Raw genomic sequence first — 26,771 nt, 5'->3', positions numbered from 1 at the left:
TTTTGTAGGATTTAATTAATCTACATTATCGTGTAGAAAAGAATTGTTAGGTCTTATTTCAGTAACACCGTCTTCATTAGATAATGTAAAACGGGAAATCTGTGATTCAGAAGAATGGGGTACTTGTTGAAGCGCCAATTGCTTTCTTTTGTAAGCTGGTTCAACTTCAAGTTCCTGCAGACCGTTGGCAGATCTAAGCTTCATACTCAAATCTTTCAACCGTAAGATACGTTCGCGTGATTTACGTAATTGCTCTTCTATCGACTCATCCGTTTTGTGTTCATCCGGATTGGGAGCAACAGATTCAACAGGTTGTTCGGGATGAACATCATGAACTGCTGGTATTGCTTCAGCTGTTGATTCATTAAATTGATATTCATTACTTTCTGAAACTTTATAACCAAAGTCAAAAGGTTGCTCCTCTACAGTTTTCTCTTCTTCCTGTAAGCTATGCCTGATTAGTTTTGGCTTTTCAGGAGTTTTATTATCTTCTTTATTTGTTTTATTGGTTTGTGCACCAAACAAATCAACCTGTACTTCAGGAGCAAAACGGATTAATGGAGTTTCATCATCCTTTGTTTCTTCTGCATCATCCAGAAAAACATTAATAGGCCTTACCATTGGGGCATTATCAGGAGTAAGAAGAGATACTTTCTTTTGCTGACTCTTTTCAACTTCGCGCTCTTCCTTGGTTTGAAAACCTGTTGCTATAATAGTTACAGACAGTTTATCACCAAGATTTTCATCCATACAATTTCCCCATATCAGGTCGGCAGCTAAACCAGCTTCTTCCTGAATGTAATCGGTAATTATAGTAACCTCATCCATGGATACTTCCCTGGAACCTGAGCTTATATTCAATAGGATATAACGTGCACCTTCAATCTCATTATCTTTTAATAATGGAGAAGCTAATGCTCCTTCAACAGCCTTTAAAGCCCGGCTTTCGCCTTCAGCCGAGTAACTACCCATGATAGCTACTCCACTATTGTTCATCACTGTACGAACATCTTTAAAGTCAACATTGATATACCCAGGGATTGTTATAATTTCTGCAATACCTTTAGCGGCTGTAGTTAAGATATTATCCGCTTGAGCAAACGCAGCACTTAGCGTTAAGTTTCCAAAGATTTCACGAAGACGATCATTGGAAATAACAAGGTAAGAATCTACATATTTTTTAAACTCCTCCAAACCTTCTTCTGCCTGCATCTTTCTACGCTTACCTTCAAAAGAGAAAGGTGTAGTAATGATACCTACTGTAAGAATATCGAGTTCTTTAGCTGCTTTAGCGATAATAGGACTGGCACCTGTACCGGTACCCCCACCCATTCCTGCTGTTATAAACAACATCTTGGTGTTACTGCCAAGCATCCGCTTGATGTCCTCAATATTCTCTATAGCAGAGTTCTTCCCTACTTCCGGTATAGAACCAGCTCCCATTCCTTCGGTGAGACTCGCACCAAGTTGAACCTTATTTGGGATCGGACTTAGCTCTAAAGCCTGGGCATCAGTATTACAAATGATGAAGTCAACACCTGTAATTCCTTGCCTATACATATGGTTCACTGCATTACCGCCGCCACCACCAACACCAATTACTTTTATAATTGATGATTTTTCTTTTAACATTTCAAACTGCATATCGCTATAAATCAATAGAGTAGATTTGGAATTCTAACAATTGTTCATCCTTGTAATATTAATTAATTTTACACAATAGTTACCAACATATGTTAAAATTGTGGAAAAATAATATCATGTTAACAATTATTTAAGATAATCTTCGTCTTTTATGTCATCTCTGATAAATCTGGCACCAGTCTGTACCAATCTATCAAACAATCCAATAGACTTTTTAACCTTAGTAGTTTGAGGAGATTGAACGAAAACTCCTGGCTGTTTCATCATTTCCTCTACTTCTTCTGCTTTTTGAATACCCTTTATCAAAAGGCCTATACCTGTTGCATATAGTGGACTTTTCAGATCGTCGTATATGTTTTTGGGTAAGATTTCATTTTTAGCCAAATGTTCATTTGGGTATCCAACACGGCAATCCAAACCAGTTACATATTCAACCAGTTGAGACAAGTGTTTCAATTGAGCACCACCACCAGTAATCACAATTCCGGCAATCAGACGTTTTTCATAACCCGATGCTTTAATTTCATAATAAACATGTTCGATGATCTCTTCCATTCTTGCTTGTATTACATAAGCAAGATTTTTAACAGAAATTTCTTTTGGCTCTCTGTCTCTTAAACCCGGAACGGAAATAATTTCATTATCCTTATTTTCATCTGCAAGAGCGGATCCGAATTTTGTTTTAAGAAGCTCTGCCTGAGGTCTCATTACAGCACATCCTTCACGGATATCTTCCGTTACACTGTTTCCCCCAAAAGGAATTACAGCCGTATGACGGATGATGCCTTCATGGAAAATCGCGATATCAGTAGTACCACCACCTATATCTACCAAAACTACTCCTGCTTCTTTTTCTTCGTCACTCAGTACAGCATCTGAGGAAGCAAGTGGCTCCAGAATCAGTTCCTGAGTTTCAAGATTTGCATTCCTGACACATTTCAGAATATTCCTGACGGCACTAACATGTCCGGAAATAATATGGAAGTTAGCTTCCAGACGAACTCCAGCCATACCAATCGGATCTTTAATTCCAGGCTCGTTGTCGATGGTAAACTCCTGAGGAAGGACATGAATAATTTCCTCACCTGGTGGCATCACCAACTTGTACATGTCTTCAATCAGCTTATCAATATCTTTCCGCTGAATTTCATTTTGCAGATCTTTTCTGGTAAAGATCCCTCTGTGCTGTAAACTTTTGATATGCTGACCAGCTATACCTACGTTTACAATCTTAATTTCCACATTTGACTGAGCAGCTGCAATTTCCACTGCTTGTAAAATACCATGAACCGTTTTCTGTATATTAGCTACCACTCCACGGCTCACACCAGCAGATTCAGCCTTTCCCAAGCCAAGTATTTCTATCTTTTTGTGTCCATTCCTTCGACCAACTATTACACAAATTTTAGTTGTTCCAATATCCAGCCCTACAACTATAGGTGAATTCTTTGATGATGTAGTACTACCTTTATCCATAACTAAGGTGTTAATATTATTTTCTTTATTGTTGTGTCTTTAATCTTGTTCTTTTTTGATTGCAGCTGAAATAATCCAGGAACTATCTCCAAGATTTTTTTCACATATAATCTGATTGGTATACTTTATATTAATAGTTTTATATGCATTCCATCCAACTGCAGGCATTGCTTTTTTATAAAAAGCTTTTAAATTATTAAATCTTACTTCCAGTGAATCTGCATTTCCTAAAATAATTTTCTGATCACCTACCCTGGTCACAAGCTCTATTTCATTTTGTTGATTTACGTACAACTGTTCAATCTGATCTCTCCATAATGTATCTTTTTCTACATAAAGTGCTGTTTTATACAAATCACGGGCAATACTTGTTTTTAAAGAATCGATCTTTTTTGTATAACTCTCCATGATATATCCATTTGCAACCAACACATGAGGAGTATAATCCATTGACGGTGGAAGTTTATTTCCCAACCTGTCGATATAAAAATTCTGATTCGTATAATTTATAACTCTTAGGATGGGTTCGCTTTGGATCACTTTAATATGAACCGTTCCATCCATATCGGCAAATACCTCCGCATCCTTGATATAAGGATTCTTCTTTAACAGGGCTTCCAATTTATGCGTATTTATTTCCTGAAATAACTTGCCCATTAACAAGCCAGAATGCTCTTGAATAATCCTGTTGACTTCTTTGCGATCAATAAAGCCGGCAGTTCCAGGAATAATTACTTTAATATCCTTACATCTAAGCTGACCTTTCTTTACATTGATGAAACTAATAAGCGTAATCACTCCCCCCAGGCAAATTAGCCAGGTAAATAAATACAAAATCCGCTTCCATGCAATTCGCTTAAACATGAGACATTATTTCTTTTATAGGTTCAACCATTAAATCAATATCGCCAGCCCCAACAGTTAAAAGAAGTTCTGGTGGATTTTCAGAGATCAAGAAGAGTGCATTTTCTTTTGTACTCAAAACTTTCGTCCCACTCTTTACCCGATCTAAGATAATTTCAGAAGTAACCCCCTCTATAGGAAGCTCTCTTGCAGGATAAATATCCAGTAGAATCAAATGATCAGCTAAACTTAAAGACTCAGCAAAGCCAACTGCAAAATCACGTGTGCGGCTATATAAATGAGGTTGAAAAATTACTGTTAACTTTTTTTCAGGATATAACCGCTTTACAGCAGTAATACAGGCCTTCAATTCTTCCGGATGATGTGCATAGTCATCAATATAAATATGTTTACTGTTTTTTACAATATACTCAAAGCGACGTTTTACACCTTTAAAATCAGCTATAGCTGACTTAATTTTTTCTGCTGGAATTTGCAGATATAAAGCAACCTGGATAGCCGCCACCGCATTTTCAATATTATGAACACCCGGTAAAGGCATCTCTATATTTTTAATTTCAATACCTAAGCCAACAAAATCAAAGTAAAACTGAGCATTTTCAATCTTGACATTCTGAGCACAGACATCTGCTAGCTCAGAAGCAGAATAACTAATTCCTTCTTTTAAAGGAAGATTTATCTTATGTATTAAGCGACCACCCGCCTTAAGCTGTGAAGCAAAAAGCCGGAATGATTCTTCTAAGTGTTCAGCTGTACCATATATATCCAAATGATCTGCATCCATTGAAGTAACTACTGCAATATCGGGATGAAGAGTCAGGAAAGATCGATCGTATTCATCCGCTTCTACAACCATAGTATTATTCTTTCCGAACAATGCATTTGTATTATAGTTAGAAGATATTCCTCCTAGAAAAGCAGTACAGTCATTTCCTGAATGTCTTAATATGTGCGCAACTAGGGTAGAGGTTGTCGTTTTTCCATGAGTTCCAGCAACAGCAATGGTAAACATGCCTTTACTTATTATACCCAGTACTTCAGAGCGCTTCTTCAAAAGATATTGGTTATCCCTGAAGTAGTTTAAAATAACAGAGTTTTTAGGAATTGCTGGTGTGTAAATAATCAAAGTAGATTCTTTGCCACCATCAGTAGTATTAATATCATCTAAAGTATCTATGTAGGAGATCTTAGCACCCTCATGAGTAAGATTACTAGTCAAAACAGTAGACACACGATCATAACCAGACACCTGGCATCCTCTTTTAAGAAAATACCTTGCAAGTCCACTCATTCCAATGCCTCCGATTCCTACCAGATAAACGTTTTTAATCTTACTTAATTCCATATTAACCTGCTATTAACAATACTTCCTTTGCAATCACCTCATCCGCGTTGGGCAATGCCATATGACCAATCTGCTCACTCATCATCGTGCATCTTTGCTTATCTTTCACGAGAGAAATGGCCGCATTGATCAACTCTTCTGACGCTTTTATATCTGTAATCATAATTGCTGCATTTTCATTAGTCAATGCCAATGCATTTTTAGTCTGATGATCTTCTGCCACATTAGGGGAAGGAACCAGAATTACAGGTTTTTCAACAACATATAATTCGGCAATTGTTCCTGCACCTGCCCTTGAAATAATAACATCTGCTGCTGCGTAAGCAAGATCCATATGATCCAAAAACTCAACAATACATACATTTACATGAGGCTTATCTCCTACTGAAGCCAATATTGACTTATAGTAATATTTCCCAGTCTGCCATATCAGTTGAATATCTTCTTCTATAAACCGATCTAACCCTTTAAGCATACACGCATTTAAAGTTCCGGCACCTAAGCTTCCTCCAGTTACCAATATGGTTTTCTTTTCCAACGACAGGCCAAAACTGCTTAGGCCCTCTTCTCTTTTCCCGGCTATATCTACCGCTTCTTTTCGAATCGGATTTCCTGTGATCAGAATTTTATCTGCTGGAAAAAACTGACTCATGCCAGAGAAAGCCACACATATTTTCTTTGCATTTTTCCCCAACCATTTATTTGTTATTCCAGCGTATGAATTCTGTTCCTGAATCAAATAAGGCACTTTCATCATTCCTGCCATATACAGTAGCGGACCTGAAGCGTATCCTCCAACACCCACAGCTGCGTCTGGTTTAAATTTCCGGATAACCGAACGGGCTTTCATCAAACTACTTATCACCTGAAAAGGTAAGGCTAGGTTTTTCAAAAGAGACTTACGCTGAAATCCCCGAATATCCAATCCCACAATAGTATACCCTGCTGCTGGAATTCTTTCCATTTCCATTCTTCCAAGAGCACCAACAAAAAGAATCTCAGTAGACGGGTCAATACGTTTCAGTGCATTAGCAATTGCTATTGCAGGAAATATATGTCCCCCTGTTCCTCCTCCACTGATTATTATTCGTTTTGCCATTTTCTTAAAACATTATGCCATCGCAGGTATCTCTCCTATGATCACTTTTGCGTCTTTTGCTAATTTTTTTTCTTCAATATCACGACTCACACTTAATATTATTCCAAATGCGACACTTGTAAACAGAATAGAAGTTCCTCCCATACTTACTAAAGGAAGGGGAACTCCAGTTACCGGACCTAAACCCACTGCTACTGCCATATTTGCAAATGCCTGAATGGTTAAGCTAAAACTAAGTCCCGCTGCCAACAGGGCACCGAAAGCCTTGGGACTAGCCGTGACTATTAATATGCATCGATATAAGAGTACCAGATAAATGAACACAACCAAAAACCCACCTACCATTCCATATTCTTCAATGATTAAAGCATATATAAAATCGGAATAAGGATGCGGTAAAAAATTACGCTGCGTACTATTTCCCGGACCTTTACCAAAGATCCCTCCTGTTGCAATAGCAATTTTAGCCTGATTAGCCTGAAATGATTTGTCTGGATCAGCTTTTTCAGGATGCATATACACATCTATACGCGATTTGTAAGTAGCACTTCTAGGTCCAAAAAACACGACAAGCGTTAATAACACCAAGCCCGCCATACATACTATACCTATTTGTTTAATACTGATTCGGCCAATAATAAGCAACAAAATACTTACACCAAATAGCATCATAGCAGTAGATAAATTAGCGAGTGCAATTAATATAAAAACTGCTGAAACCGATCCCATAATAGGAAGAAAAGACTTTTTTACATCTTTAATTTGTTCCTGCTTTTTAGTCAGTGTCCGGGCTAAGAAGGTGATAAGCGCAAGCTTAGCAAGATCCGAAGTCTGGAATGTCTGATTAATAAGGGGTATTGTTACCCAACGACTCGCTTCATTTACGTTATTTCCAAAGATCAGTGTGTACAACAATAATGGGACAGTAACGATCATCAGCACTTTAGAAATACCTGCATAGTAGCGATAGTCAAGTAAATGCGAAAAATACATCAACGCAAGCCCACCTACAATCATCACTAAATGCTTAAACAGATACTGTTCAGTGCCAACACCCTTTTTATAAGCAAGAGTTCCAGTAGAGCTGTAAACAGCCAACAATGACAAAATAGAAAGCAATATCACAATAAGCCATATCCAACGATCGCCCTTTGTTTTACTTAAAATAGCTTCCACCATAACCTGTCTATTTACCTGTTTTTAACACTATTATAATTCCTTTATTGCAGCCTTAAACTGATCACCACGATCTTCATAATTTTTAAAAAGATCAAAACTTGCACAAGCTGGCGACAATAACACGGTATCTCCTTTTTTTGCCAGATGATAGGCCATTTTTACTGCATCCGGAGCAGAAAAAGTATTTACTATAACGTCTACGTCATCTTCAAAAGCCTCATGAATGCGTTTGTTATCTTTTCCCAGACAAACGATTGATTTAACCTTTGCTTTGACAAGATCCTTCAGCATATTATAGTCATTCCCTTTATCTACTCCTCCCAGAATCAAAATCACATCTGTAGTCATGCTTTCCAATGCATACCAGGTTGAATTTACATTGGTGGCTTTAGAATCGTTAATAAAGTTTACACCCGATATTTTACCAGCATCTTCTAATCGATGTTCGATATTTTTAAAGTCGCCCATACTTGCTCTTACGTTTTCATTTCGTAATTCAAGTACCTTGGCCACAATACCAGAAGCCATAGAATTGTAGATATTGTGTTTCCCTTGTAACGCTAGATCTGTAATTGTCATCTTAAATTCTTTTTCTGTGTCAAGTTTAATTATTATCTGCTCATCTTTTATGTAAGCACCTATTTCAACCTCTTTTTGAATGGAGAATGGATAAGTTATCGCTACAGCAGGATGGCGCTTTAAAATATCAATGGTTTCGGGATCATCTGCACAATAAATGAAAACATCCTTCTCTGACTGATTTCGTATGATCCTAATCTTGGATTCTGCATAATTCTCCATTTTATAATCATACCGGTCCAAATGATCGGGTGTGATGTTTAAAAGCACTGCTATATCTGCCTTAAACTCATACATATCGTCCAGCATGAAACTGCTTATTTCTAAAACATACCAGTCAAAATCTTTCTGTGCAACCTGACGAGCATAACTTTGCCCTATATTACCTGCCAAACCAACATGCAATCCCGCATCCTTCAATATGTGGTAAGTTAGCATAGTAGTAGTAGTCTTACCATTTGATCCAGTAATGCAAATGGTTTTAGCATTTGAATATCGGGAAGCAAACTCAATTTCTGATATAATAGAAATCCCTTTTTCCCTGATCTTTTTTATCAGAGGTGCCTTTTCAGGAATACCAGGACTTTTTATCACTTCATCAGCAGAAAGAATCCGTTCTTCCGAATGCTGCTGTTGTTCAAATTCAATTCCAGCATCTTCCAATTCCTTCACATACTTTGGAGATATAGGTCCCGAATCGGATACAAAGACTTCGAATCCTTGTTTCAATGCCAAAACAGCCGCTCCAGCTCCACTTTCACCTGCTCCCAAAATCACTATATGATGCTTAGAATCCATTATCTTAATTTTAAGGTTATGATAGTTAGTACCGCAAGAATAATCCCCACAATCCAAAAACGGGTTACAATTTTTGATTCATGATATCCCTTTTTTTGATAATGATGATGCGCCGGAGCCATAAGAAGAATACGACGACCTTCACCAAATTTTCTCTTTGTATATTTAAAATAAGATACTTGTAAAATCACGGATAAGGTCTCAAAAAAGAATACACCACATAATAAAGGGATCAGCAATTCTTTTCTGATCATGATTGCGAAGACAGCGATAATTCCTCCAATTGCCAGACTTCCTGTGTCCCCCATAAACACCTGAGCCGGATAGGAATTGTACCATAAAAATCCTACGCATGCTCCAACAAATGCTCCGGCAAAGATCACCAGTTCACCCGAATTCGGAATATACATGATATTAAGATACTCAGCCATGATGGTGTTACCGGATACGTAGGCTAATATGGCTAAAGTAACCCCTATAATCGCTGAAGTTCCAGTTGCCAGACCATCTATACCATCCGTTAAATTCGCACCATTAGATACCGCTGTTACAATGAAGATCACGAAAAAGAGAAACACAACCAAGGCGTATTTTTCATATCCAGGACCTAAAAAGGCTAGAAACTTCGCATAATCAAATTCATTATTCTTCACAGAAGGAATAGTCGTCATCGTTGACTTCAAATTCTGTGTGAAGTAATAAGCATTTCCCTTTTGATGAACCTCCAGAGGACTTACATTTGTAGTAGGTAACGTCACCTGTTGTCTAACTACAATATCAGGATGAAAAAACATCGTCCAACCCACTATAAGGGCAAGACCAACCTGACCCAGTATTTTAAATCTTCCAGCTAACCCTTCTTTATCTTTCTTAAAAACTTTAATATAATCGTCAATAAAACCAATTACCCCCATCCATACCGTAGTAATCAGCATTAGGATGATATATATATTCTCTAATTTGGCAAAAAGTAAAGTAGGAATTAAAATACCCAGCAGAATAATAATTCCACCCATAGTAGGCGTTCCCTGTTTCTGCATTTGCCCTTCAAGACCTAAATTCCTAACCGTCTCACCTACTTGCAGCTTATGAAGCATGCTAATCAACTTTGTACCAAAAATGGTTGTAAACAGAAGGGAAAATATAATTGACATGGCTGTACGGAATGAAATGTATTGAAACACTCCGGTACCTGAGAGACCATATTCTCTATGTAACCATGTAAATAAATAATATAACATTAGCCTATCTGTATTAATTGTTCTGTTAAAATTTTCTTATCATCAAATGGATATTTTACACCATTAATCTCCTGATACTTTTCATGACCTTTACCTGCCACCAGAACAATATCTCCTGCCTGAGCAAGATGACATGCCGTACGGATTGCTTCTGCCCGATCAGCGATGACTAAAACCTTTCGCTTATTCTCCGGACTTACACCAGATTCCATTTCCCTGATAATTTCCATTGGATCCTCCGATCTCGGGTTATCCGAAGTGATAATTACTTTATCACTCCAATCACAAGCAATCTGAGCCATGGGCTTTCTCTTCGTTTTATCCCTGTCACCGCCACAACCAATCACTGTAATCACCTTTTCAATTCCTTTTCTTACCGTATGAATGGTGCTTAGTACATTTTGAACAGCATCCGGTGTATGTGCATAATCAACAATACCAATAATTCCGCTTGGTGTATTGATACAATCAAAACGGCCTTCAGCACTTGTTAATCTGCTTAATATGGTAAGTACCCGCTGGCTATCCTGTTCAAGCAGCATAGCTGTTGCATACACACTGATCAGGTTATACGCATTAAAATTACCAATCAGTTTAAACCATATTTCCTGGCCATTAATTTCAAGCAAGAGTCCTGTAAGTTCATTTTCAATCACTTTAACTTTGAAATCAGCCACACTTTTAAGCGCGTATGACTTCTTATAAGCCTTCGTATTTTGAAGCATCACACTTCCATTCCTGTCATCTGCATTTGTTAAAGCAAAAGCAGACCTTGGTAAGCCGTCAAAAAATGCACGCTTAGCCTTCAGGTAGGAATCAAAAGTTTTATGAAAGTCTAAATGATCATGTGTGATATTTGTAAAAACCCCTCCGGTAAACTCTAATCCGGCAATCCTATGCTGAGAAATAGCATGAGAGCTAACCTCCATAAAACAATAATCACAACCGGCCTCTACCATATCTGCCAGCAAAGCATTTAATTCAATGGGGTCGGGAGTGGTATGTGTAGCCGGTATACTAGTATTATTAATGTAATTCTCAACCGTTGAAAGTAGCCCCACCTTATAACCCAGCTCTTTAAAAAGCTTAAATAATAAAGTAGCCACAGTAGTTTTTCCATTCGTACCCGTTACCCCTACCAGCTTCAAAGAAGTAGAAGGATTATCATAGTAATGCGTAGCAATAGTCCCCAGGGTTTCAGCAGAATCTGCCACAACAATATAACAAATACTTTCAATCAATTCTTCAGGTAAACTTTCGCAAACTATTGCAATAGCACCCAAATCAATAGCCTTTGCTATAAATGCATGACCATCAGACTGCGTACCTTTTACTGCAATAAATAAAGAACCAGGCACAACCTGACGGGAATCAAAGCAGATCTTGTCCACAGTAATCCTGTCTGAACCCTTAATTTCCAGAACTGGAATACCGCTTAATAACTCAGTAAGTGTCTTTATCATTTCAGTTCGATGGTTATAGGATATCCTTTAATAATCCGGGTACCCGCTTCTAATGATTGTTTAACTACTTTTCCGCTGCCTTTAACAATAGGCCGCAATCCAAAATTACTTAACAGGAATACTGCATCCTTTAAACCCATTCCTGAAATATCAGGAACCTGTTTTGAATTCACAATAACTTCCCTTACCGCAACACCATTGCTGGTATCCACAGGATGCACAAATTCACTCTTGGATGCATACAATGCTTTAATTCCCAATGATTTGTAAACCTGACGGGTCGCTTGGTTCTGTCCCGCTTTTGATGAAGGTAATTTTGTATTCCCAACCAGTCTTTCCTGTACGTGGCTATACATCGCCTTATCATTTGCATATACCTTGTCAGCCACTTCCCGAAAAACCGGACCTGCTACTAAAGCAGCATAATAAGCGCCCTTAGGGTTATTCAATACCACGATCATCGAATACTTCGGTTTATCTGCTGGAAAATACCCACAAAAAGAAGCCTGGTATGACCTCTTCGTACGATATCCAAGAGCACCGTTGGCAATCTGTGCAGTACCTGTTTTACCAGCCACCTTATACAACGAGTTTTTTATAACCTCTTTACCTGTCCCAATTTCTACAACTCCCTCCAGCATAGCCTGCAATTTCCCAATAGTAGCATCCGAACAAATTTTTTCATCTATCACATTTGCAGTAAAGCTTTCTACTGTATTACCTAATCGTCTTATCTCTTTCACAAAAAGCGGTGCAATCATTTTACCATTATTCGCTACAGAATTATAAAATGTTAACATCTGAAGTGGAGTCATTTTCATTTCATAACCATACGCCATTTGTGCCAGCGTCAAGCCGCTCCAACTTTTATAATCCGGATTCTTAATTAAAGGACTCCCTTCACCAGGTATCTGAAGTCCTAATTTTTTATTCAAATGAAGCTTATAAAGATGATCTGTGAACTGTCTTGGATTATCTCTGTAGTTCGTATTAATCAGCTTGGCAACTGCAGCGTTTGAGGATTGTTCAAATGCTTGTTTTACGGTTAGAACTCCATTTCCTAAATGAGAGTCTTTAATAGTATGCCTATATACTCTATACGTACCACCCTCACAATCAATCAGAGAATTAGTATCTACCTTATTATCCTCAAGAGCAGCCATGTAGGAAGCCAGTTTAAAGGTTGAACCAGGTTCGGCGCTCTCCGCAATAGCATAGTTTAATTTCTCTTCATAAATTCCTTCGGAGACACGTGTAGCATTAGCAATCGCCTTAATTTCACCTGTAGATACCTCCATTAAAATCACACAACCATGATCCGCATCACTCTTAATCAGCTGTTTTCGTAACGCATTCTGCGCAACATCCTGAATATTGATATCGATAGTCGAAATAATGTCAGCTCCATCTTTAGGCGCAATTTCAATATCTTTATTAACAGGCATCCAAATACCACCTGCAATACGTTGCATCAACCGCCGGCCACTTTCTCCGTTTATATAATCGCCATATGCACCTTCCAAGCCTACGGGTTGAACGTGCACATTTCTATACCCGATTGTTCTGGCTGCTAATCCCTTAAAAGGGAGAATTCGATTATTTTTCTGAACTGCTATTAACCCGCCTTTATATTTCCCTAAATTAAATATTGGAAAAGTCTTGATCTTCTTCAATTGCTGATGGGAAACGTTTCTCTTTAGCAAGAAATACCTGGCCCCTTCTCTACGGGCCTGACGTAAAAGATTCGTATACTGTCTTTCCGTTTTATCTCCAAAAAATAGAGATAACCGTTCGGCTAATGAATCTACTTTTTCGTAAAATTCTTTATCTTTTTCAATTCCCCCAGCCTTCAAATCAAATCGAAGTTCATATTCAGGTACAGAGGTAGCAAGAAGACTTCCATCTGATGATAGAATATTACCTCTCACGGCTTCAACATTTACATATCTGGTAGACAAACTGTCCGCCATTGCTCTCCACTTGGCTCCTTCTGTAACCTGAAGATGGAAAAGTTTAAACAGCACAGCAAATGCCAGTAGAACAATTAGTCCAAAGGCTATATAAACACGCAATAAAATGTCAGTTCTGATATTCATAATCGAAATCTGCTTATTTATTATTTTCTCTACTGCAACTTTTATTTTTCTTCAATTAGTAAAGGAACCATCAGCTTTTTGGGTGGCTCCACTGGCTCTTTAAGTCCCAGGGTATCCACTTTATTCGCTACTTCTGTCTGTGTACTCTTCAACATTAAATCTGCCTTCAACGTCTTATAATCCCAGCTCAATTCTTTAACCTCTTTATTTAACTTATCAATCTGCCTGATATTCTTTTCCGCAAAATGTCTGTTGCCAATGTACATCATACCTAAAAAGGCAATAAAAATTATAAATGGCATCATTTCAGAAGCTGCTTCTTTCGAAATAACCCCCTCTGTCAGAATGATCGTAAAAAAGTTCCTTGGCATCACCACTTTGGGCAAAGCCTCTGGAGTAGGCTCCAAATCTTGATCCTCTTCTTTTTTATCTCCCCTGAAACGATTACTCATACCACTTATCGCTTATTTTATTTTAAAATCGCTATCAACGACTTCCAATTCCATCATAGCTTAACAGCTACTCTTAATTTGGCACTGCGCGCTCTGTTATTTAATGCAATCTCTGCCTCAGATGCCACCAATGCTTTTCTATTCACTAAATCCAAAGGCCTTTGAATATTACCATAAAAGTCCTTTTCAACTTCTCCTCTAAATTTGCCTTTTGCAATAAAATTCTTAACCAACCGATCTTCTAATGAATGATAAGACATCACCACTAACCTTCCACCTGGTTTTAACACTTCCGCTGACTGAATCAAAAATTCCTGCAAAGCTTCTAATTCCTGATTAACCTCAATCCTCAAGGCTTGAAATGCCTGAGCCAAATATTTATTCTCTTTCCCTTTTGGGATCCGATGTTTTATAACCTCTTTGAATTCAGCTATTGTTTCTATCTTTTTATTTAACCTGGAAGTAACCAGCGTGCGGGCAAGCGATTTTGCATTTTGAATCTCTCCATACATGCCAAAAATCCGATGCAAATCCTCTTCACTGTAAGTATCAATCACTTCTTTTGCAGTTATTGGTGCCGACTGATCCATTCTCATATCCAGATCCGCATCAAACCGTGTAGAAAAACCCCGCTCTGGCTGATCAAACTGGTGGGATGAAACACCAAGATCAGCCAGAATACCATCTACCTGCATTGCCTCATGTAAGCGGCAATAATTCTTCAAAAAGCGGAAGTTCTGATCTATAAAGGTTAACCGATCATCTTGTATAATATTTTTCTTTGCGTCTTCGTCCTGATCAAATGCTAACAATCTCCCACTGGCATCCAGATGCTTTAAAATTTCTCTGGAATGGCCTCCTCCTCCATAGGTAACATCGATATAAGTACCTGATGGTATAATATTCAAACCTTCTATGCATTCTTTCAGCATAACGGGATTATGGTATTCAGACATCGACCCGTTTCCTTTCTGCATTGCCCATTACTTCCTGGGCAAGCTTTGAAAAATTTTCCGGAACATTGTCCAGCTGAGCATCATAAGCATCCTTTGCCCATAACTCTATTTTATTAAATTGCGAAGACAAAGTAACGTCTGCATTAACTCCTGCATAATCCAAAAGAGACTTGGGTAATAAGATTCTTCCTGCAGCATCTAAGGATAGATCTGTAGCTCCTCTCATAAAGTACCTGATAAATTGTCTGTTCTTTTCTTCAAATGGATTAAGCTTACTTAAATCTTCCATAATTCCATCCCACTCTTTTCTGCCGTAAATCACTAAATGCTTCTCAAAACCTCTGTTCACTACCAACCCATCTTTCTCAGCTTCAGGCATTTGTTTCCTAAGCCCGGCTGGTATCATCAGTCGCCCTTTTGTATCAAGCTTACATTCAAATTCACCTAACAAATGAGACATGGACAATTATATTATAATTAGGGATAAAAGTACACACTTTTACCACTTCTTACCACATTACCCCACAAAAAAGTTATTAACAAGTTTAATGACGTTTTTCAAGGGGAAATGCCCCATTAAATGTGATGAACGTTAGTCAATTGTTAACAATACCCGACGAACAGGTCTGTTGTTTAAGGATATAATCCCAAAAATACCTCTAGCAAATTCTTATTAATAAAAAAAGCCAGCTCTTATGGAGCCAGCTTTTCTTATTAATTGAGTTTTATACTAGTCGTTAATTGCTTTCACTCCTGGCAATTCTTTACCTTCCATATATTCAAGTAAAGCACCACCACCAGTTGAAACATAACTTACTTTTTCTTCAAAACCGAATTTAGCAACAGCTGCTGCCGAATCGCCACCACCAATAAGAGAGAAAGCTCCCTTTTCAGTAGCTTCAACAACTGCTTCAGCAACTGCTTTAGTTCCTGCCTCAAATTTTTCCATTTCAAAAACGCCCATTGGGCCATTCCATAAAATAGTCTTTGATTGAGCAACAATATCCTTGTAAACTTTAATCGCATCAGGACCTATATCCAAGCCCATCCAACCTTCTTTGATCGCATCATTTTGCGCGATAGCTGTATTCGCATCAGCAGCAAAGTTATCTGCAATGATCGAATCGGCAGGTAATACCAAATTTACACCCTTAGCCTTTGCCTTTTCAATTAAACTTAAAGCTAATTCCAATTTATCATCTTCAACAAGTGATTTGCCAATCGATCCACCCTGTGCTTTAGCAAAGGTATAAGCCATACCTCCGCCGATAATTAAATTATCAACTTTATCAAGCAAACGCTCAATCAAAAGAATTTTATCTGAAACCTTTGCACCACCCATAATAGCAGTAAAAGGACGTTCCGGATTATTTAATACTTTTTCTGCATTAGCTAACTCTCCAGCCATTAAATAACCAAAGTATTTTGCATTAGGGAAAAATTTAGCAATAACTGCTGTAGAAGCATGCGCACGGTGAGCTGTTCCAAAAGCATCGTTTACATATACGTCGCCTAGTTTGCTTAATTTTTCAGCAAATGCTTCATCACCTTTTTCTTCTTCTTTGTAAAAACGAAGATTTTCCAGAAGAAGAACTTCACCTGGTTTTAAAGCTGCTGCTTTATCAACTGCCTGTGCACCAATACAATCATCTGCAAATTGAACTTCTTTGCCAATTACATCAGACAAATGTTTCACAATATGTTTTAGAGAATATTTATCAGTTGGTCCATCTTTCGGACGACCCAAATGAGACATCAAAATTAAAGATCCCCCGTCAGCAAGTATCTTTTTGATTGTTGGAAGGGCTCCTTGTATACGATTGTCATCGGTAATATTAAAGTCTTTATCCAAAGGGACATTAAAGTCGACGCGGATTAATGCTTTCTTTCCTGAAAAATTCAGTTTGTCAATAGTCTTCATTTTATGTTATTAATTAATTAAGATATTTTAAGATACATTTTTTTATGGGGACCGATACCTTGAATTTCAAACTCATCTGATATAAATTCAAAACCTAAGCCAGAGTAAAAACTATATGCAGCACGCCTGGCATTACACCAAACATATTTAGCTTTACGACCCTTTAAGTATAAAACCCCAAAATTAACAATAAGGTTTCCGATACCTTTATTTCTATATTCATTTGATGTGGCCATACCTCTTAATTGAAAGCCTGCAACACCAAAAGGGTCTAACTCGTTAGGTGCAAATGAACAAACACAAACCAATTGATTATCTGACATATAGCCCAGATGAAATGCCCCTTCAATAGCATCTTCTGAGAACCTGCACTGGTTCAAAGCAAGCAAGCCATCACGTAAAACAATATTCCTTAATGAAAGCGTTTGATCTGCAGTAATAAATTCAACCATTAATTTTTAATTGAGAAATCCGTATTACCATATCTGTAAGTCTGCTTGAATAACCATATTCATTGTCATACCACCCTACAACCTTGGTTATTCCACCGACCACTGAGGTGAGTAATGAGTCAAATATACAAGAATGTGAATTACCCAGAATATCAACCGAAACTATAGGATCAGTCGTATATTGCAAAATTCCACGTAATTCATTCAGTGAAGCCTGTTTAAATACCTCATTTATCTCCTCTACAGTAGGCTGAACCAAAAGCGTACACGTAAAATCGGTTAACGAGCCATTAAGAACAGGCACACGAATGCCAGCACCACCCAACTTACCTTCCAATTTAGGGAAAATACTTGTTATCGCTTTTGCAGCACCCGTAGTAGTTGGAATAATAGAAGCAGAGGCAGCACGTGCTCTTCTTAAGTCACGATGAGGACCATCATGCAAATTCTGATCTCCCGTCATCGAATGAACCGTTGTAATATATCCATTAACAATCCCCCAGTTCTCCTCCATCACCTTAATCATTGGAGCAATATTATTGGTTGTACAGGAAGCATTAGACAAAATAGGCGAAGAGAAATCCACCTGTGCATCATTTACGCCAAGCACGACAACCGGTACATCTTTAGAAGAAGGCGGTGCAGTGATGATAACCTGTTTGGCTCCCGCCAACAAATGAAGCTGAGCCTTTTCCCGGCTAATAAACCTTCCGGTTGATTCAATAACCAAATCGATTCCTAAATCCTTCCATGGAAGCCTTTCCGGATTCTCTTCGGCAAAAACAGGAATAACCTTACCATTTACGATCAGCGTACCATTACCTGCTACTATCTCTCCTTTAAATCCTCCGTGAATACTATCGTATTTAACCAGATGTGCAAGCGTAACAGCATCGGCAAGATCATTTATAGCTGCAATTTCGACCAATCCACTCGCTAAAAGAGTTCGAAATACAGTTCTTCCAATTCGTCCAAAACCATTAATAGCAATTTTCATTAATTATCTAATTCAAGCTCAAAGTTATGTATTTCAAGCAAATTCATGTAAGCTGAAACCTTTATTTAGAATTACAGTTTATATAAAAAGCTCAAAAAATGAACAACCAAAGCAAAAATAAGGAAAAGCTGGTGCCTCAGGATTCAGAAGAAAAAGAAATAAAACCTTCAAAAAATGATGACAAGGTCGTTAAGCAACCCGAAGACCTGGATTATAATAAAGATAAACCAGAATATAAGGATCCTGCAAAAACAAGAGAAAATGCAGAACAACCTGTCAATCCAATCAAAAACCCTCCAAAAAATAAATAAATCTTGCAGGCTCTTCAAATGGGAGAAATCAATTTGAAATCTCTATTTTGACTTTCTTGTTTTTAATTTTTTCATCCTTTAACTCGCGCACTACTTTTTGAATTAAATCGCGTCTTACTGCAACATAAGCAGAATGATCTAGAACTTCAATGAGTCCTACATCATCTTTACTCAGTTTGCACTTTTGTAAAAGCAAACCTACAATATCAATTTTATTGACTTTGTCTTTCTTCCCTGCAGCAATATAAATGGTATCCCAATCTGTTGGTGGAGGTAAGACTGCTTTTTTAGGAAGACTAATCATTTCAGGCTTAACATTCAAATACCCGGGAATTTCCTCTTTAGTTAATAAAAGATATGACGTACCATAAGCATGCATCCGGGCAGTCCGGCCATTTCTATGAACAAAAGCATCCTGTGTTAAAGGCAATTGATAATGAATTACATTTTCAATTTCAGGAATATCCAGTCCCCTGGAAGCCAAATCCGTAGTAATCAATAACCGGTGGGTTCCATTACGAAACTTCAGCAAAGTTCTTTCCCGATCTTCCTGTTCCATGCCACCATGAAATTCGCCATGCACAATCCCCATATGATCTAGTAATTCTCCTATTCGGGCTACTGCATCACGATGATTACAAAACACAAGAGTCGATTTATTTCCGATCATACAAACCAATGAAAACAGTGCCTCCAACTTATCTTCCGAATCAGTAAGGCAAGCTTTATAGGTGAGTAATGGGATGTTTTCAAGTTGCTTTAAATAGTTCAGTTCTACTGGATTTCTTATACCTGTAAAAGTTGGTATTTCAGCCATTCTAGTAGCAGATAGTAACACCCGCTTTGTTATCCCCGGAAGACTTTTAATAATAAAAGACATGTCATCCTGGAAACCAAATTCTAAGGCCTTATCAAATTCATCCAGAATTAGTGTTCGGATCGCCTTGGTATCAAAACCTTCCCGGCGCAAGTGATAAGCTATTCTCCCTGGAGTACCTATCAAAACAGCAGGAGGCTCAATTAGACTGTTCGTTTCAATTTTAGTAGAATGCCCACCATAACAACAGGTAATTTTAAATGGAGATCCTAGTGCCCTAAAAACCTGTTCTATTTGCAAAGCTAATTCACGCGAAGGAACCAGTATAAGTGCTTGTACGAACGCAACTTCAGGTTGTAGTAACCGAAGTAAAGGGAGCAAAAAGGCAAGAGTCTTTCCTGATCCGGTTGGCGAAAACAGTAAGACATCTCTTTTTTCAGGTGCTTTCAAAGAGGCTTCCTGCATTGCATTTAAGGCAGATATATTTAAGTTTTCGAGTGCTTTTTTAATCATTATGCATTTTATTGTGGGTGCAAAGGTAAGGGTTGAAGATCAAATAGCTTGTTTTTCCAACAACCTGTAGATTATTTCAACAATTTGATTATTAAAATTATACAAAAAACGATTATTATTTATTGATTATCAACTATTTACATAAAATACTATTTATGGCTTAATTTTTATTAATAAAGTTAATGTAGTAATATAATAAAGTTTGATCATGAAAAAATTAATGTTTTCAGTCGCAATATTGACTTTCGCAGGAATAACAGCCATTAGTGCTAACAACCATATCAGTTTAGTTCATCCAACTTATATCGTATCGGACACAACAGAAACGACTACTGTTCCAACTGATACAACTACTATGCCTAAAGATACTGCATCTACACCGGCACCAACTCCCGACACAACGAGTACAAAATAAATAATTTCTTTGAGCGATGATTGAAAGAGCCAGTGTGAGAGTCTGGCTTTTTCTATTTTTAACCCTCCCTGCTACCTAATCATTCTTTACCTTTACGTTTAAATACCAACATTTAAACAATATGCACATCCCATATAAAGCCTTTGAAGTAACTGAAGAAGCAAATCTCAACTACACTTCTGCTTTGGTAAATAAGTTCACAGACGAACTTCAATTAAACGAAGTCCTAATCAAGGTACATTATTCTTCAATAAATTACAAAGATGCGCTTTCAGCCAGTGGCAACAAGGGAGTAACTAAAAACTATCCGCACACGCCTGGAATAGACGCCGCAGGTATCGTTGAAGAGAGTTCTGACCCCTCTTTTAATGCAGGAGATCAAGTCATTGTTACCGGTTATGATCTTGGGATGAATACTTCCGGTGGATTCGCAGAATACATTCGTGTACCTTCCGCCTGGGTACTGCATCTTCCGGAAAACCTTTCCTTAAAAGAAAGTATGATTTACGGTACTGCCGGCTTTACAGCAGCACTCTCTGTTTATCAATTACAGGCACATCATATCAATCCGGAAACCGGACCAATTGCGCTAACTGGCAGTACAGGTGGTGTAGGAAGCATTGCACTAGCTCTACTAGCGCACCTTGGGTACCAGGTGTTTGCTATAACAGGAAAAGAAGCTTCTAAGGATACCCTTATAAAGCAAGGAGCAACTGAGGTTATTTTACGAAATACCCTCGAAGAACATACGGAAAGGCCTTTACTTAAACCAAAATATGCTGGTGTGCTGGATACTGTAGGTGGCGAAATCCTGGCTAACTTAATAAAGAGTCTGAACTATAATGGTGTGGCTACTTGCTGCGGATTAGTAAGCTCAATAGACCTACCCCTCACCGTTCTCCCTTTTATTCTCAAAGGAATCAGCCTGATAGGAATTGATTCTGTAAAATGTGAGATGGAACTCCGAAAAAAGATCTGGACACTCCTTGCCACCACATGGAAAGTCGACAATCTTGCTCAACTTTCAAAAGAGTGTACATTGGAAACGCTAGACGAAAATTTGATGCGCCTGCTTAAAGGAGAAAATACAGGAAGAATAGTGGTTAAAATAAAGGAGTAAAGCTCCTTTATTCCGATTGCCGTTGGTTTAAAAGACTATCACAAAGATCGTGTGCATGTCCGGACATGGTCAATGACAGGGTGGTCAGCAATTCTACATTCTGGTCATCTTTGTCCAAAATATCCATTGCTTCATTAGTTGGAAAACATAAAAGCTCATCCATATCCTCAGGAATATTCAATATCCCCTGAGATAATCTATAACACTGCTGAAGTAAATTATATACCGTTAAATGAGCATAACCCATCGCATCATTCATCCAGTATTGATAAGATACCAGATCCTCGTTTTCATTTGTTTCCGGAATACATTCATCGCCAATACCATGAGCAAGAGCAGCATCCAGTTTTTCCTTGCTGATATTATTAATATTTAAAAGGGTATCGCCTGCATTTTCAACTACATACATCAATGCTAAAAGCGTTTTAATATTGACATCATCTAAGGCTTCGAGTATAGATATATCCGCAGGATACTCTTCCCCTTCTTCAAAAACATGACGGATATCTTTCAGTTCTTCGCATAACGCAGCATTGAGGCCATATACAAATAGTTCCCTGTAAGTCACACAAAGCATACATACAGTATGCAATATTTCCTTTTGGTAATCAAACGGCTCAGTCTCCATGTTTTCTTGCATGGCGGTAAATTTATTATTTTTTAAGCTTTTTTAAGAATTAAAGCATATCGTAACATTAAATCAATCGATATCGTTCATCAATTGCCTGGCCAACAGCTTCAATTAAATCTTCATCATGAATGCCGTTATTTTCTTTTAACTGCCACTTAGCAGTACTTTTCACCAAAGTTCGGGTAACATGATTTAACAATACCTGAACTTCAATATAAGAAGGACTTACAGTTGGAAATTTGATAACTTGAAAATCATATTCAAGATCTTTAAACATGAAGTTTAATGCCTGTCTCATAATATTTCTTTGTCAAAAATACAAAGTCAACTTTAATTCTACGTTAGAAAGATATGAATTTTATTTTAGATTAATTGCGTTTCAATTCAGTAAAAAATCATGAAAATTATTCATAAATTCAACTTTTCCTATTTTCATCCGCCATGTATCAACAGCTTCGTAAAAACACCCTTATTCTGTTTAGCCTACTGCTTATCACTTCCTTTTGCACGATAACAAATGCCAACCTGCCTGCCTATAAAAATGGAATGGTAGTTACCGCACATCCGGAGGCTTCCAAAGTAGGAATAAATATACTTAAACAAAAAGGTAATGCAGTAGATGCGGCTGTAGCGGTACAATTTGCATTGGCCGTAGTCTATCCCAATGCCGGAAACATTGGCGGTGGAGGGTTTATGGTATACCGATCTAAAACAGGGGAATCGGCAACCCTTGATTTTAGGGAGAAAGCACCCGCCTCTGCTTCCAGGAAAATGTATCTGGATCAGGCAGGAAATGCAATTACAGACAAAAGCCTGTATGGTCATCTGGCACCTGGTGTTCCAGGTTCAGTTGCAGGCATGCTGGAAGCCCATCAGAAATACGGAAAGCTCAGCTGGAAACAAGTGATTCAACCGGCCATAGACCTGGCAAAAAAAGGTTTCCCTTTAACAACCCGACAAGCTGAAGAGCTTAACAACCAAAAACAAAACTTTATAAAATTCAATCCAGAAGTAACTGCATTCATCAACCAGAAAACCCTATGGAAACAAGGCGATTTGCTCTTACAGCCAGAACTAGCAAAGACCTTAGAAAGAATCAGGGACCACGGCCGTGCAGGATTCTATGAAGGGGAAACAGCCAGTCTGATCGTAGCAGAAATGAAACGCGGTAAAGGTCTGATCACAAAAGAGGACCTTAAAAACTATCATGCCGTTTGGAGAACCCCTATTATAGGGAATTACAAAGGATATAAAATCATCACCATGCCTCCACCATCTAGTGGAGGAATCGCATTGTTACAACTATTAGAAGCCGTTGACCCTTATCCGCTTAAAAGATGGGGACAGCATGCCGATTCCACCATACAGTTAATCGTAGAAGCAGAAAGAAGAGTTTATGCTGATAGGGCCACACATCTGGGCGATCCCGATTTCTATAAAGTACCACAACAGCAATTACTCAATCCAGCTTACCAGTTAGCTCGCATGAGTTCCTTAAGTTGGAACAAGGCTACCCCTAGCACTGATATAAAGGCAGGTCAATTCTCAGCACATGAAAGTCCGGAAACCACCCATTTTTCAATTGCGGATCAGGAAGGCAATGCTGTTTCCATTACCACCACACTCAACGGATCGTATGGCTCATTGGTAGTAGTAAGCGGTGCCGGCTTTTTGTTAAACAATGAAATGGATGATTTTTCCGTTAAACCAGGAACTCCTAACATGTACGGCTTAGTAGGTGGTGAAGCGAATGCCATACAACCCAATAAAAGGATGCTCAGCTCAATGACCCCTACTATTCTGGAGAAAGACGGAAAGCTATTTATGGTGCTGGGCACTCCAGGAGGATCAACAATAATCACTTCCGTATTTCAAACTATTCTCAATGTAATCGAATTTGATCAATCGATGCAAGAGGCAGTAGAAGCCAAACGTTTTCATCATCAATGGCTGCCCGATGAAGTCTATACCGAGGATGGAACACTAAGTCCCTCCCAAATCAATATCTTGCAGCAGAAGGGTTATAAGATCAGTCCCCGTGAACCAATTGGACGGGTAGACGCTATTTTAACCACCCAGGATGGATATACCGGAGGAGCTGACCCTAGAGGAGACGACACCAAATCCGGCTATTAAAACTATTCGCCCTTAGGCTCAAAGACAAAATGAGCCTTCCCTTCAGAGAGCAATAAGGAGGCATCAAAGACATTCCCTGCCTTAGATTTGAATCCTTTTATAACGGCTGTTTTTCCTGTTGCGATCAAACCCATAATCTCCTCATCTGTAAGCTTCTTTTCACACATCGTTCTCCAGATCACAAACTTACAGCCACTGGCATATGCACTGCATCCTGCAGCCTTATCGGTAATTCGAACGATCCCTTTTTTACACAAAGGACAAAGCACATCGCCTTCCTGAAGCTCGGGAGTAAATAGCTCATTGAGTCCACGACCCACATCCAGCAGTTCCTTGGTAATGGTACGGGCATATTCCCGAATCTCATTTTTAAAATCACTTACCGAAGCACCTGTACGAATCTCTTCAAGCCTCTTTTCCCATAAACCGGTCAATTCAGCCTGAGCTATTTGTTTATCCTTAACCAAATCATATACAGCCAATCCTTTTTCTGAGGGTAAAAGATTTTTCTTTTCCCGCTTAATATAATCGCGTTTAATCAGTGTCTCAATAATGGAAGCCCTGGTGGCGGGAGTTCCCAGTCCGGTGTCCTTCATTGCCTGCCGCAACTCATCATCTTCAATCTCCTTGCCCGATGTTTCCATCGCTTTCAATAAACTCGCTTCGTTGTATAATGACTTTGGTTTAGTTTGTTTTTCCAGCAGCTCCTTCTTTTCAACAGGTAAAGCTTCGCCTTTTACCACTTTCGGTAAAGTAGGGTTTTCTTCATCTTCCTTTTCATTGTCCGCCTGGTTAAAGACCGCACGCCAGCCCGGTGACTGTACAACGGTACCATTAGCCACAAATGCAGAACCCGACTCAATCGAAATCTTAGTCAGTTCCTTGATACATTCCTGATGGAAAGCCTCCAGCATTCTTCCCGCAATCAAATCATAAATAACCTGTTGATCCGCAGGAAGGTATGTTGGTTTATTACTGGTAGGCAACAAAGCATGGTGATCGGTTACCTTCTTCACATTCACACAGCGCTTGTTTAGTTTCACAGTTTGTAAAAAAGCAGCCTGTTTCCCAAAAATAGGATGCTCACTTTGATTGACCACCAGGCCCGGGATCTCCGCAAACACATCATCACCAATATAACGGCTCCCTGTTCTCGGATAAGTAATTAATTTCGATTCATATAAAGTCTGCGCCAGTCCCAATGTCTGATCTGCCGTAAAACCCTTTCTCTTATTTGCCTCCTGCTGTAAACTACTCAAGTCATGCAATAAGGGAGGTTGCTCCTTACGCGGTTTCACCTCTACATTCAGGATATCACCACCATTCGTAAATCCGGATGCCACATCTTTTACCTGATCAAACACCTTTTGAGCAGCCTCTTGTTTGTCGAAGTTCTTAACAGAAATTGCTTTAAAAACCTGTCCATCTTTATTTAAAAAGATTGCGATCTGATAATAGATCTGAGGTATAAAATTCTTGTTCTCCAGATACCTGGCACATATCATGGCCAATGTAGGGGTTTGAACCCTTCCCATGGACAATACCGAACGATTTCCAGCAGCTATACTTAAAGCTTGAGTGGCATTTAAACCTACTATCCAATCTGATTCCGAACGACACTGAGCCGAATAAAATAAGGTATCATATTCTGATCCTGGTTTAAGATTCCGAAATCCATTCTTAATCGCCTCATCGGTTTGCGAAGAAATCCAAAGTCGACGAAAAGGCTTCTTGCACTTCAGGTGATAATAGATATACCTAAAAATAAGCTCCCCTTCCCTTCCGGCATCCGTTGCCACAATTATCTCATCAGCCGATTCAAACAAATCACGGATTACGTTCAGTTGTTTAACCACTCCAGGATCATCTTTCATCACCCCGTTTACCTTATTCTGTTTCACAGCAAGCTTAAACCTTTCGGGAAGCATAGGAAGATTTTCAAGCTTCCAGCCCTTAAATCCATATGCCTCAGGTGCCGCAAGTTGAATCAGGTGTCCAAATGCCCAGGTAAACGTATACCCCTTCCCCTCCATATACCCACTTTTCACCGTTGTAGCACCAAAAACTTTGGCAAGCTCTTTTGCAACGGAAGGTTTTTCAGCGATCACAACCTTCATATGCGATCTGTATTTTCAAAACCTAATGCAGAGAATATTGCATCAAATGACCGTTTTAAAATCACTGATTGACAAGAAGAAAAGTAAGTATGATTAAGCTGCTTAATGAGCATTTTTAAGTATTTCTGGGTTACAAATATAACCCAGAA

The 26,771-nt window shown here is 38.5% G+C and carries 24 protein-coding genes; 4 read left to right on the top strand and 20 right to left on the bottom strand.

The genetic code is table 11. The annotated features are described in order from the left end of the window. Positions 1-15 precede the first annotated feature (15 nt). From ftsZ to gap, 16 genes are all read right to left on the bottom strand, one after another. Entirely contained in the window at positions 16-1,644 is a 1,629-nt protein-coding gene (gene ftsZ / locus ADIARSV_RS12885) for a cell division protein FtsZ (RefSeq protein ID WP_016195990.1), read from the bottom strand. 126 nt (positions 1,645-1,770) lie between these two features. Continuing rightward, complete coding sequence (gene ftsA / locus ADIARSV_RS12880) at positions 1,771-3,120, bottom strand: cell division protein FtsA (RefSeq protein WP_016195989.1); 1,350 nt, start codon at positions 3,118-3,120, stop codon at positions 1,771-1,773. Between the two features lie 39 nt (positions 3,121-3,159). Next, entirely contained in the window at positions 3,160-3,984 is an 825-nt protein-coding gene (locus tag ADIARSV_RS12875) for a cell division protein FtsQ/DivIB (protein WP_016195988.1), read from the bottom strand. After that, complete coding sequence (gene murC / locus ADIARSV_RS12870) at positions 3,977-5,329, bottom strand: UDP-N-acetylmuramate--L-alanine ligase (RefSeq protein ID WP_016195987.1); 1,353 nt, start codon at positions 5,327-5,329, stop codon at positions 3,977-3,979. Before murC ends, ADIARSV_RS12875 begins: the two co-directional genes overlap by 8 nt. A gap of 1 nt (position 5,330) precedes the next feature. Then, entirely contained in the window at positions 5,331-6,428 is a 1,098-nt protein-coding gene (murG, locus tag ADIARSV_RS12865; protein WP_016195986.1) for an undecaprenyldiphospho-muramoylpentapeptide beta-N-acetylglucosaminyltransferase, read from the bottom strand. A gap of 12 nt (positions 6,429-6,440) precedes the next feature. Beyond that, positions 6,441-7,607, bottom strand: coding sequence for an FtsW/RodA/SpoVE family cell cycle protein (locus tag ADIARSV_RS12860; RefSeq protein ID WP_016195985.1), 1,167 nt, complete (start codon positions 7,605-7,607; stop codon positions 6,441-6,443). 30 nt (positions 7,608-7,637) lie between these two features. After that, positions 7,638-8,984, bottom strand: a complete 1,347-nt coding sequence (gene murD / locus ADIARSV_RS12855; protein WP_016195984.1) for a UDP-N-acetylmuramoyl-L-alanine--D-glutamate ligase — start codon at positions 8,982-8,984, stop codon at positions 7,638-7,640. Next, positions 8,984-10,225 (bottom strand): phospho-N-acetylmuramoyl-pentapeptide-transferase, encoded by a 1,242-nt coding sequence (mraY, locus tag ADIARSV_RS12850; RefSeq protein WP_040300019.1) that lies wholly within the window; start codon positions 10,223-10,225, stop codon positions 8,984-8,986. Before mraY ends, murD begins: the two co-directional genes overlap by 1 nt. Next, complete coding sequence (locus ADIARSV_RS12845) at positions 10,225-11,688, bottom strand: UDP-N-acetylmuramoyl-L-alanyl-D-glutamate--2,6-diaminopimelate ligase (RefSeq protein ID WP_016195982.1); 1,464 nt, start codon at positions 11,686-11,688, stop codon at positions 10,225-10,227. Before ADIARSV_RS12845 ends, mraY begins: the two co-directional genes overlap by 1 nt. Then, positions 11,685-13,784 carry a penicillin-binding protein gene (locus ADIARSV_RS12840; RefSeq protein WP_016195981.1) on the bottom strand — a complete coding sequence of 700 codons (2,100 nt, stop codon included), beginning with the start codon at positions 13,782-13,784 and terminating at the stop codon, positions 11,685-11,687. Before ADIARSV_RS12840 ends, ADIARSV_RS12845 begins: the two co-directional genes overlap by 4 nt. A 41-nt stretch (positions 13,785-13,825) precedes the next feature. Beyond that, positions 13,826-14,236 (bottom strand): FtsL-like putative cell division protein, encoded by a 411-nt coding sequence (locus tag ADIARSV_RS12835; RefSeq protein ID WP_016195980.1) that lies wholly within the window; start codon positions 14,234-14,236, stop codon positions 13,826-13,828. A gap of 53 nt (positions 14,237-14,289) precedes the next feature. Further along, positions 14,290-15,213, bottom strand: a complete 924-nt coding sequence (rsmH, locus tag ADIARSV_RS12830) for a 16S rRNA (cytosine(1402)-N(4))-methyltransferase RsmH (protein ID WP_016195979.1) — start codon at positions 15,211-15,213, stop codon at positions 14,290-14,292. Then, positions 15,185-15,652 (bottom strand): division/cell wall cluster transcriptional repressor MraZ, encoded by a 468-nt coding sequence (mraZ, locus tag ADIARSV_RS12825; RefSeq protein ID WP_016195978.1) that lies wholly within the window; start codon positions 15,650-15,652, stop codon positions 15,185-15,187. The genes rsmH and mraZ overlap by 29 nt, the downstream gene beginning before the upstream one ends. Before the next feature lie 270 nt (positions 15,653-15,922). Then, entirely contained in the window at positions 15,923-17,113 is a 1,191-nt protein-coding gene (locus ADIARSV_RS12820; RefSeq protein WP_016195977.1) for a phosphoglycerate kinase, read from the bottom strand. Positions 17,114-17,130: 17 nt separating this feature from the next. Next, positions 17,131-17,565: a GNAT family N-acetyltransferase gene (locus tag ADIARSV_RS12815; RefSeq protein ID WP_016195976.1), complete on the bottom strand. Its 435-nt coding sequence runs from the start codon at positions 17,563-17,565 to the stop codon at positions 17,131-17,133. Further along, positions 17,558-18,562 (bottom strand): type I glyceraldehyde-3-phosphate dehydrogenase, encoded by a 1,005-nt coding sequence (gene gap, locus ADIARSV_RS12810; protein ID WP_016195975.1) that lies wholly within the window; start codon positions 18,560-18,562, stop codon positions 17,558-17,560. The genes ADIARSV_RS12815 and gap overlap by 8 nt, the downstream gene beginning before the upstream one ends. Positions 18,563-18,660: 98 nt before the next feature. Between gap and ADIARSV_RS12805 the strand changes: the two genes are divergently transcribed. Then, positions 18,661-18,873 (top strand): hypothetical protein, encoded by a 213-nt coding sequence (locus tag ADIARSV_RS12805; protein WP_016195974.1) that lies wholly within the window; start codon positions 18,661-18,663, stop codon positions 18,871-18,873. A 28-nt stretch (positions 18,874-18,901) separates the two neighbouring features. Here ADIARSV_RS12805 and ADIARSV_RS12800 read toward each other — a convergent pair whose 3' ends face one another. After that, on the bottom strand, positions 18,902-20,203 hold the full coding sequence (locus tag ADIARSV_RS12800; RefSeq protein ID WP_016195973.1) for a DEAD/DEAH box helicase: 1,302 nt from the start codon (positions 20,201-20,203) through the stop codon (positions 18,902-18,904). A gap of 208 nt (positions 20,204-20,411) precedes the next feature. On the opposite strand from ADIARSV_RS12800, the gene ADIARSV_RS12795 reads away from it, so the two are divergent. Both ADIARSV_RS12795 and ADIARSV_RS12790 read left to right on the top strand, forming a co-directional pair. Continuing rightward, positions 20,412-20,618 (top strand): hypothetical protein, encoded by a 207-nt coding sequence (locus ADIARSV_RS12795; protein WP_040300016.1) that lies wholly within the window; start codon positions 20,412-20,414, stop codon positions 20,616-20,618. Between the two features lie 121 nt (positions 20,619-20,739). Then, complete coding sequence (locus ADIARSV_RS12790; RefSeq protein ID WP_016195971.1) at positions 20,740-21,738, top strand: YhdH/YhfP family quinone oxidoreductase; 999 nt, start codon at positions 20,740-20,742, stop codon at positions 21,736-21,738. Between the two features lie 7 nt (positions 21,739-21,745). Here ADIARSV_RS12790 and ADIARSV_RS12785 read toward each other — a convergent pair whose 3' ends face one another. Both ADIARSV_RS12785 and ADIARSV_RS12780 read right to left on the bottom strand, forming a co-directional pair. Next, positions 21,746-22,378: a hypothetical protein gene (locus tag ADIARSV_RS12785; protein WP_040300014.1), complete on the bottom strand. Its 633-nt coding sequence runs from the start codon at positions 22,376-22,378 to the stop codon at positions 21,746-21,748. A 55-nt stretch (positions 22,379-22,433) separates the two neighbouring features. Then, positions 22,434-22,667, bottom strand: a complete 234-nt coding sequence (locus tag ADIARSV_RS12780; RefSeq protein WP_016195969.1) for a hypothetical protein — start codon at positions 22,665-22,667, stop codon at positions 22,434-22,436. 143 nt (positions 22,668-22,810) lie between these two features. Between ADIARSV_RS12780 and ggt the strand changes: the two genes are divergently transcribed. Further along, positions 22,811-24,505: a gamma-glutamyltransferase gene (ggt, locus tag ADIARSV_RS12775; protein WP_016195968.1), complete on the top strand. Its 1,695-nt coding sequence runs from the start codon at positions 22,811-22,813 to the stop codon at positions 24,503-24,505. Positions 24,506-24,507: 2 nt separating this feature from the next. On the opposite strand, the gene ADIARSV_RS12770 is transcribed toward ggt, so the two are convergent. Next, positions 24,508-26,622, bottom strand: a complete 2,115-nt coding sequence (locus ADIARSV_RS12770) for a type IA DNA topoisomerase (protein WP_016195967.1) — start codon at positions 26,620-26,622, stop codon at positions 24,508-24,510. Between the last annotated feature and the right edge of the window lie 149 nt (positions 26,623-26,771).

This window comes from Arcticibacter svalbardensis MN12-7 (assembly GCF_000403135.1).
In the GTDB taxonomy this organism is placed as follows: domain Bacteria; phylum Bacteroidota; class Bacteroidia; order Sphingobacteriales; family Sphingobacteriaceae; genus Arcticibacter; species Arcticibacter svalbardensis.
The sequence above is the reverse complement of the archived record's forward strand: the minus strand, read 5'-3'. Positions and strand labels throughout refer to the sequence as shown.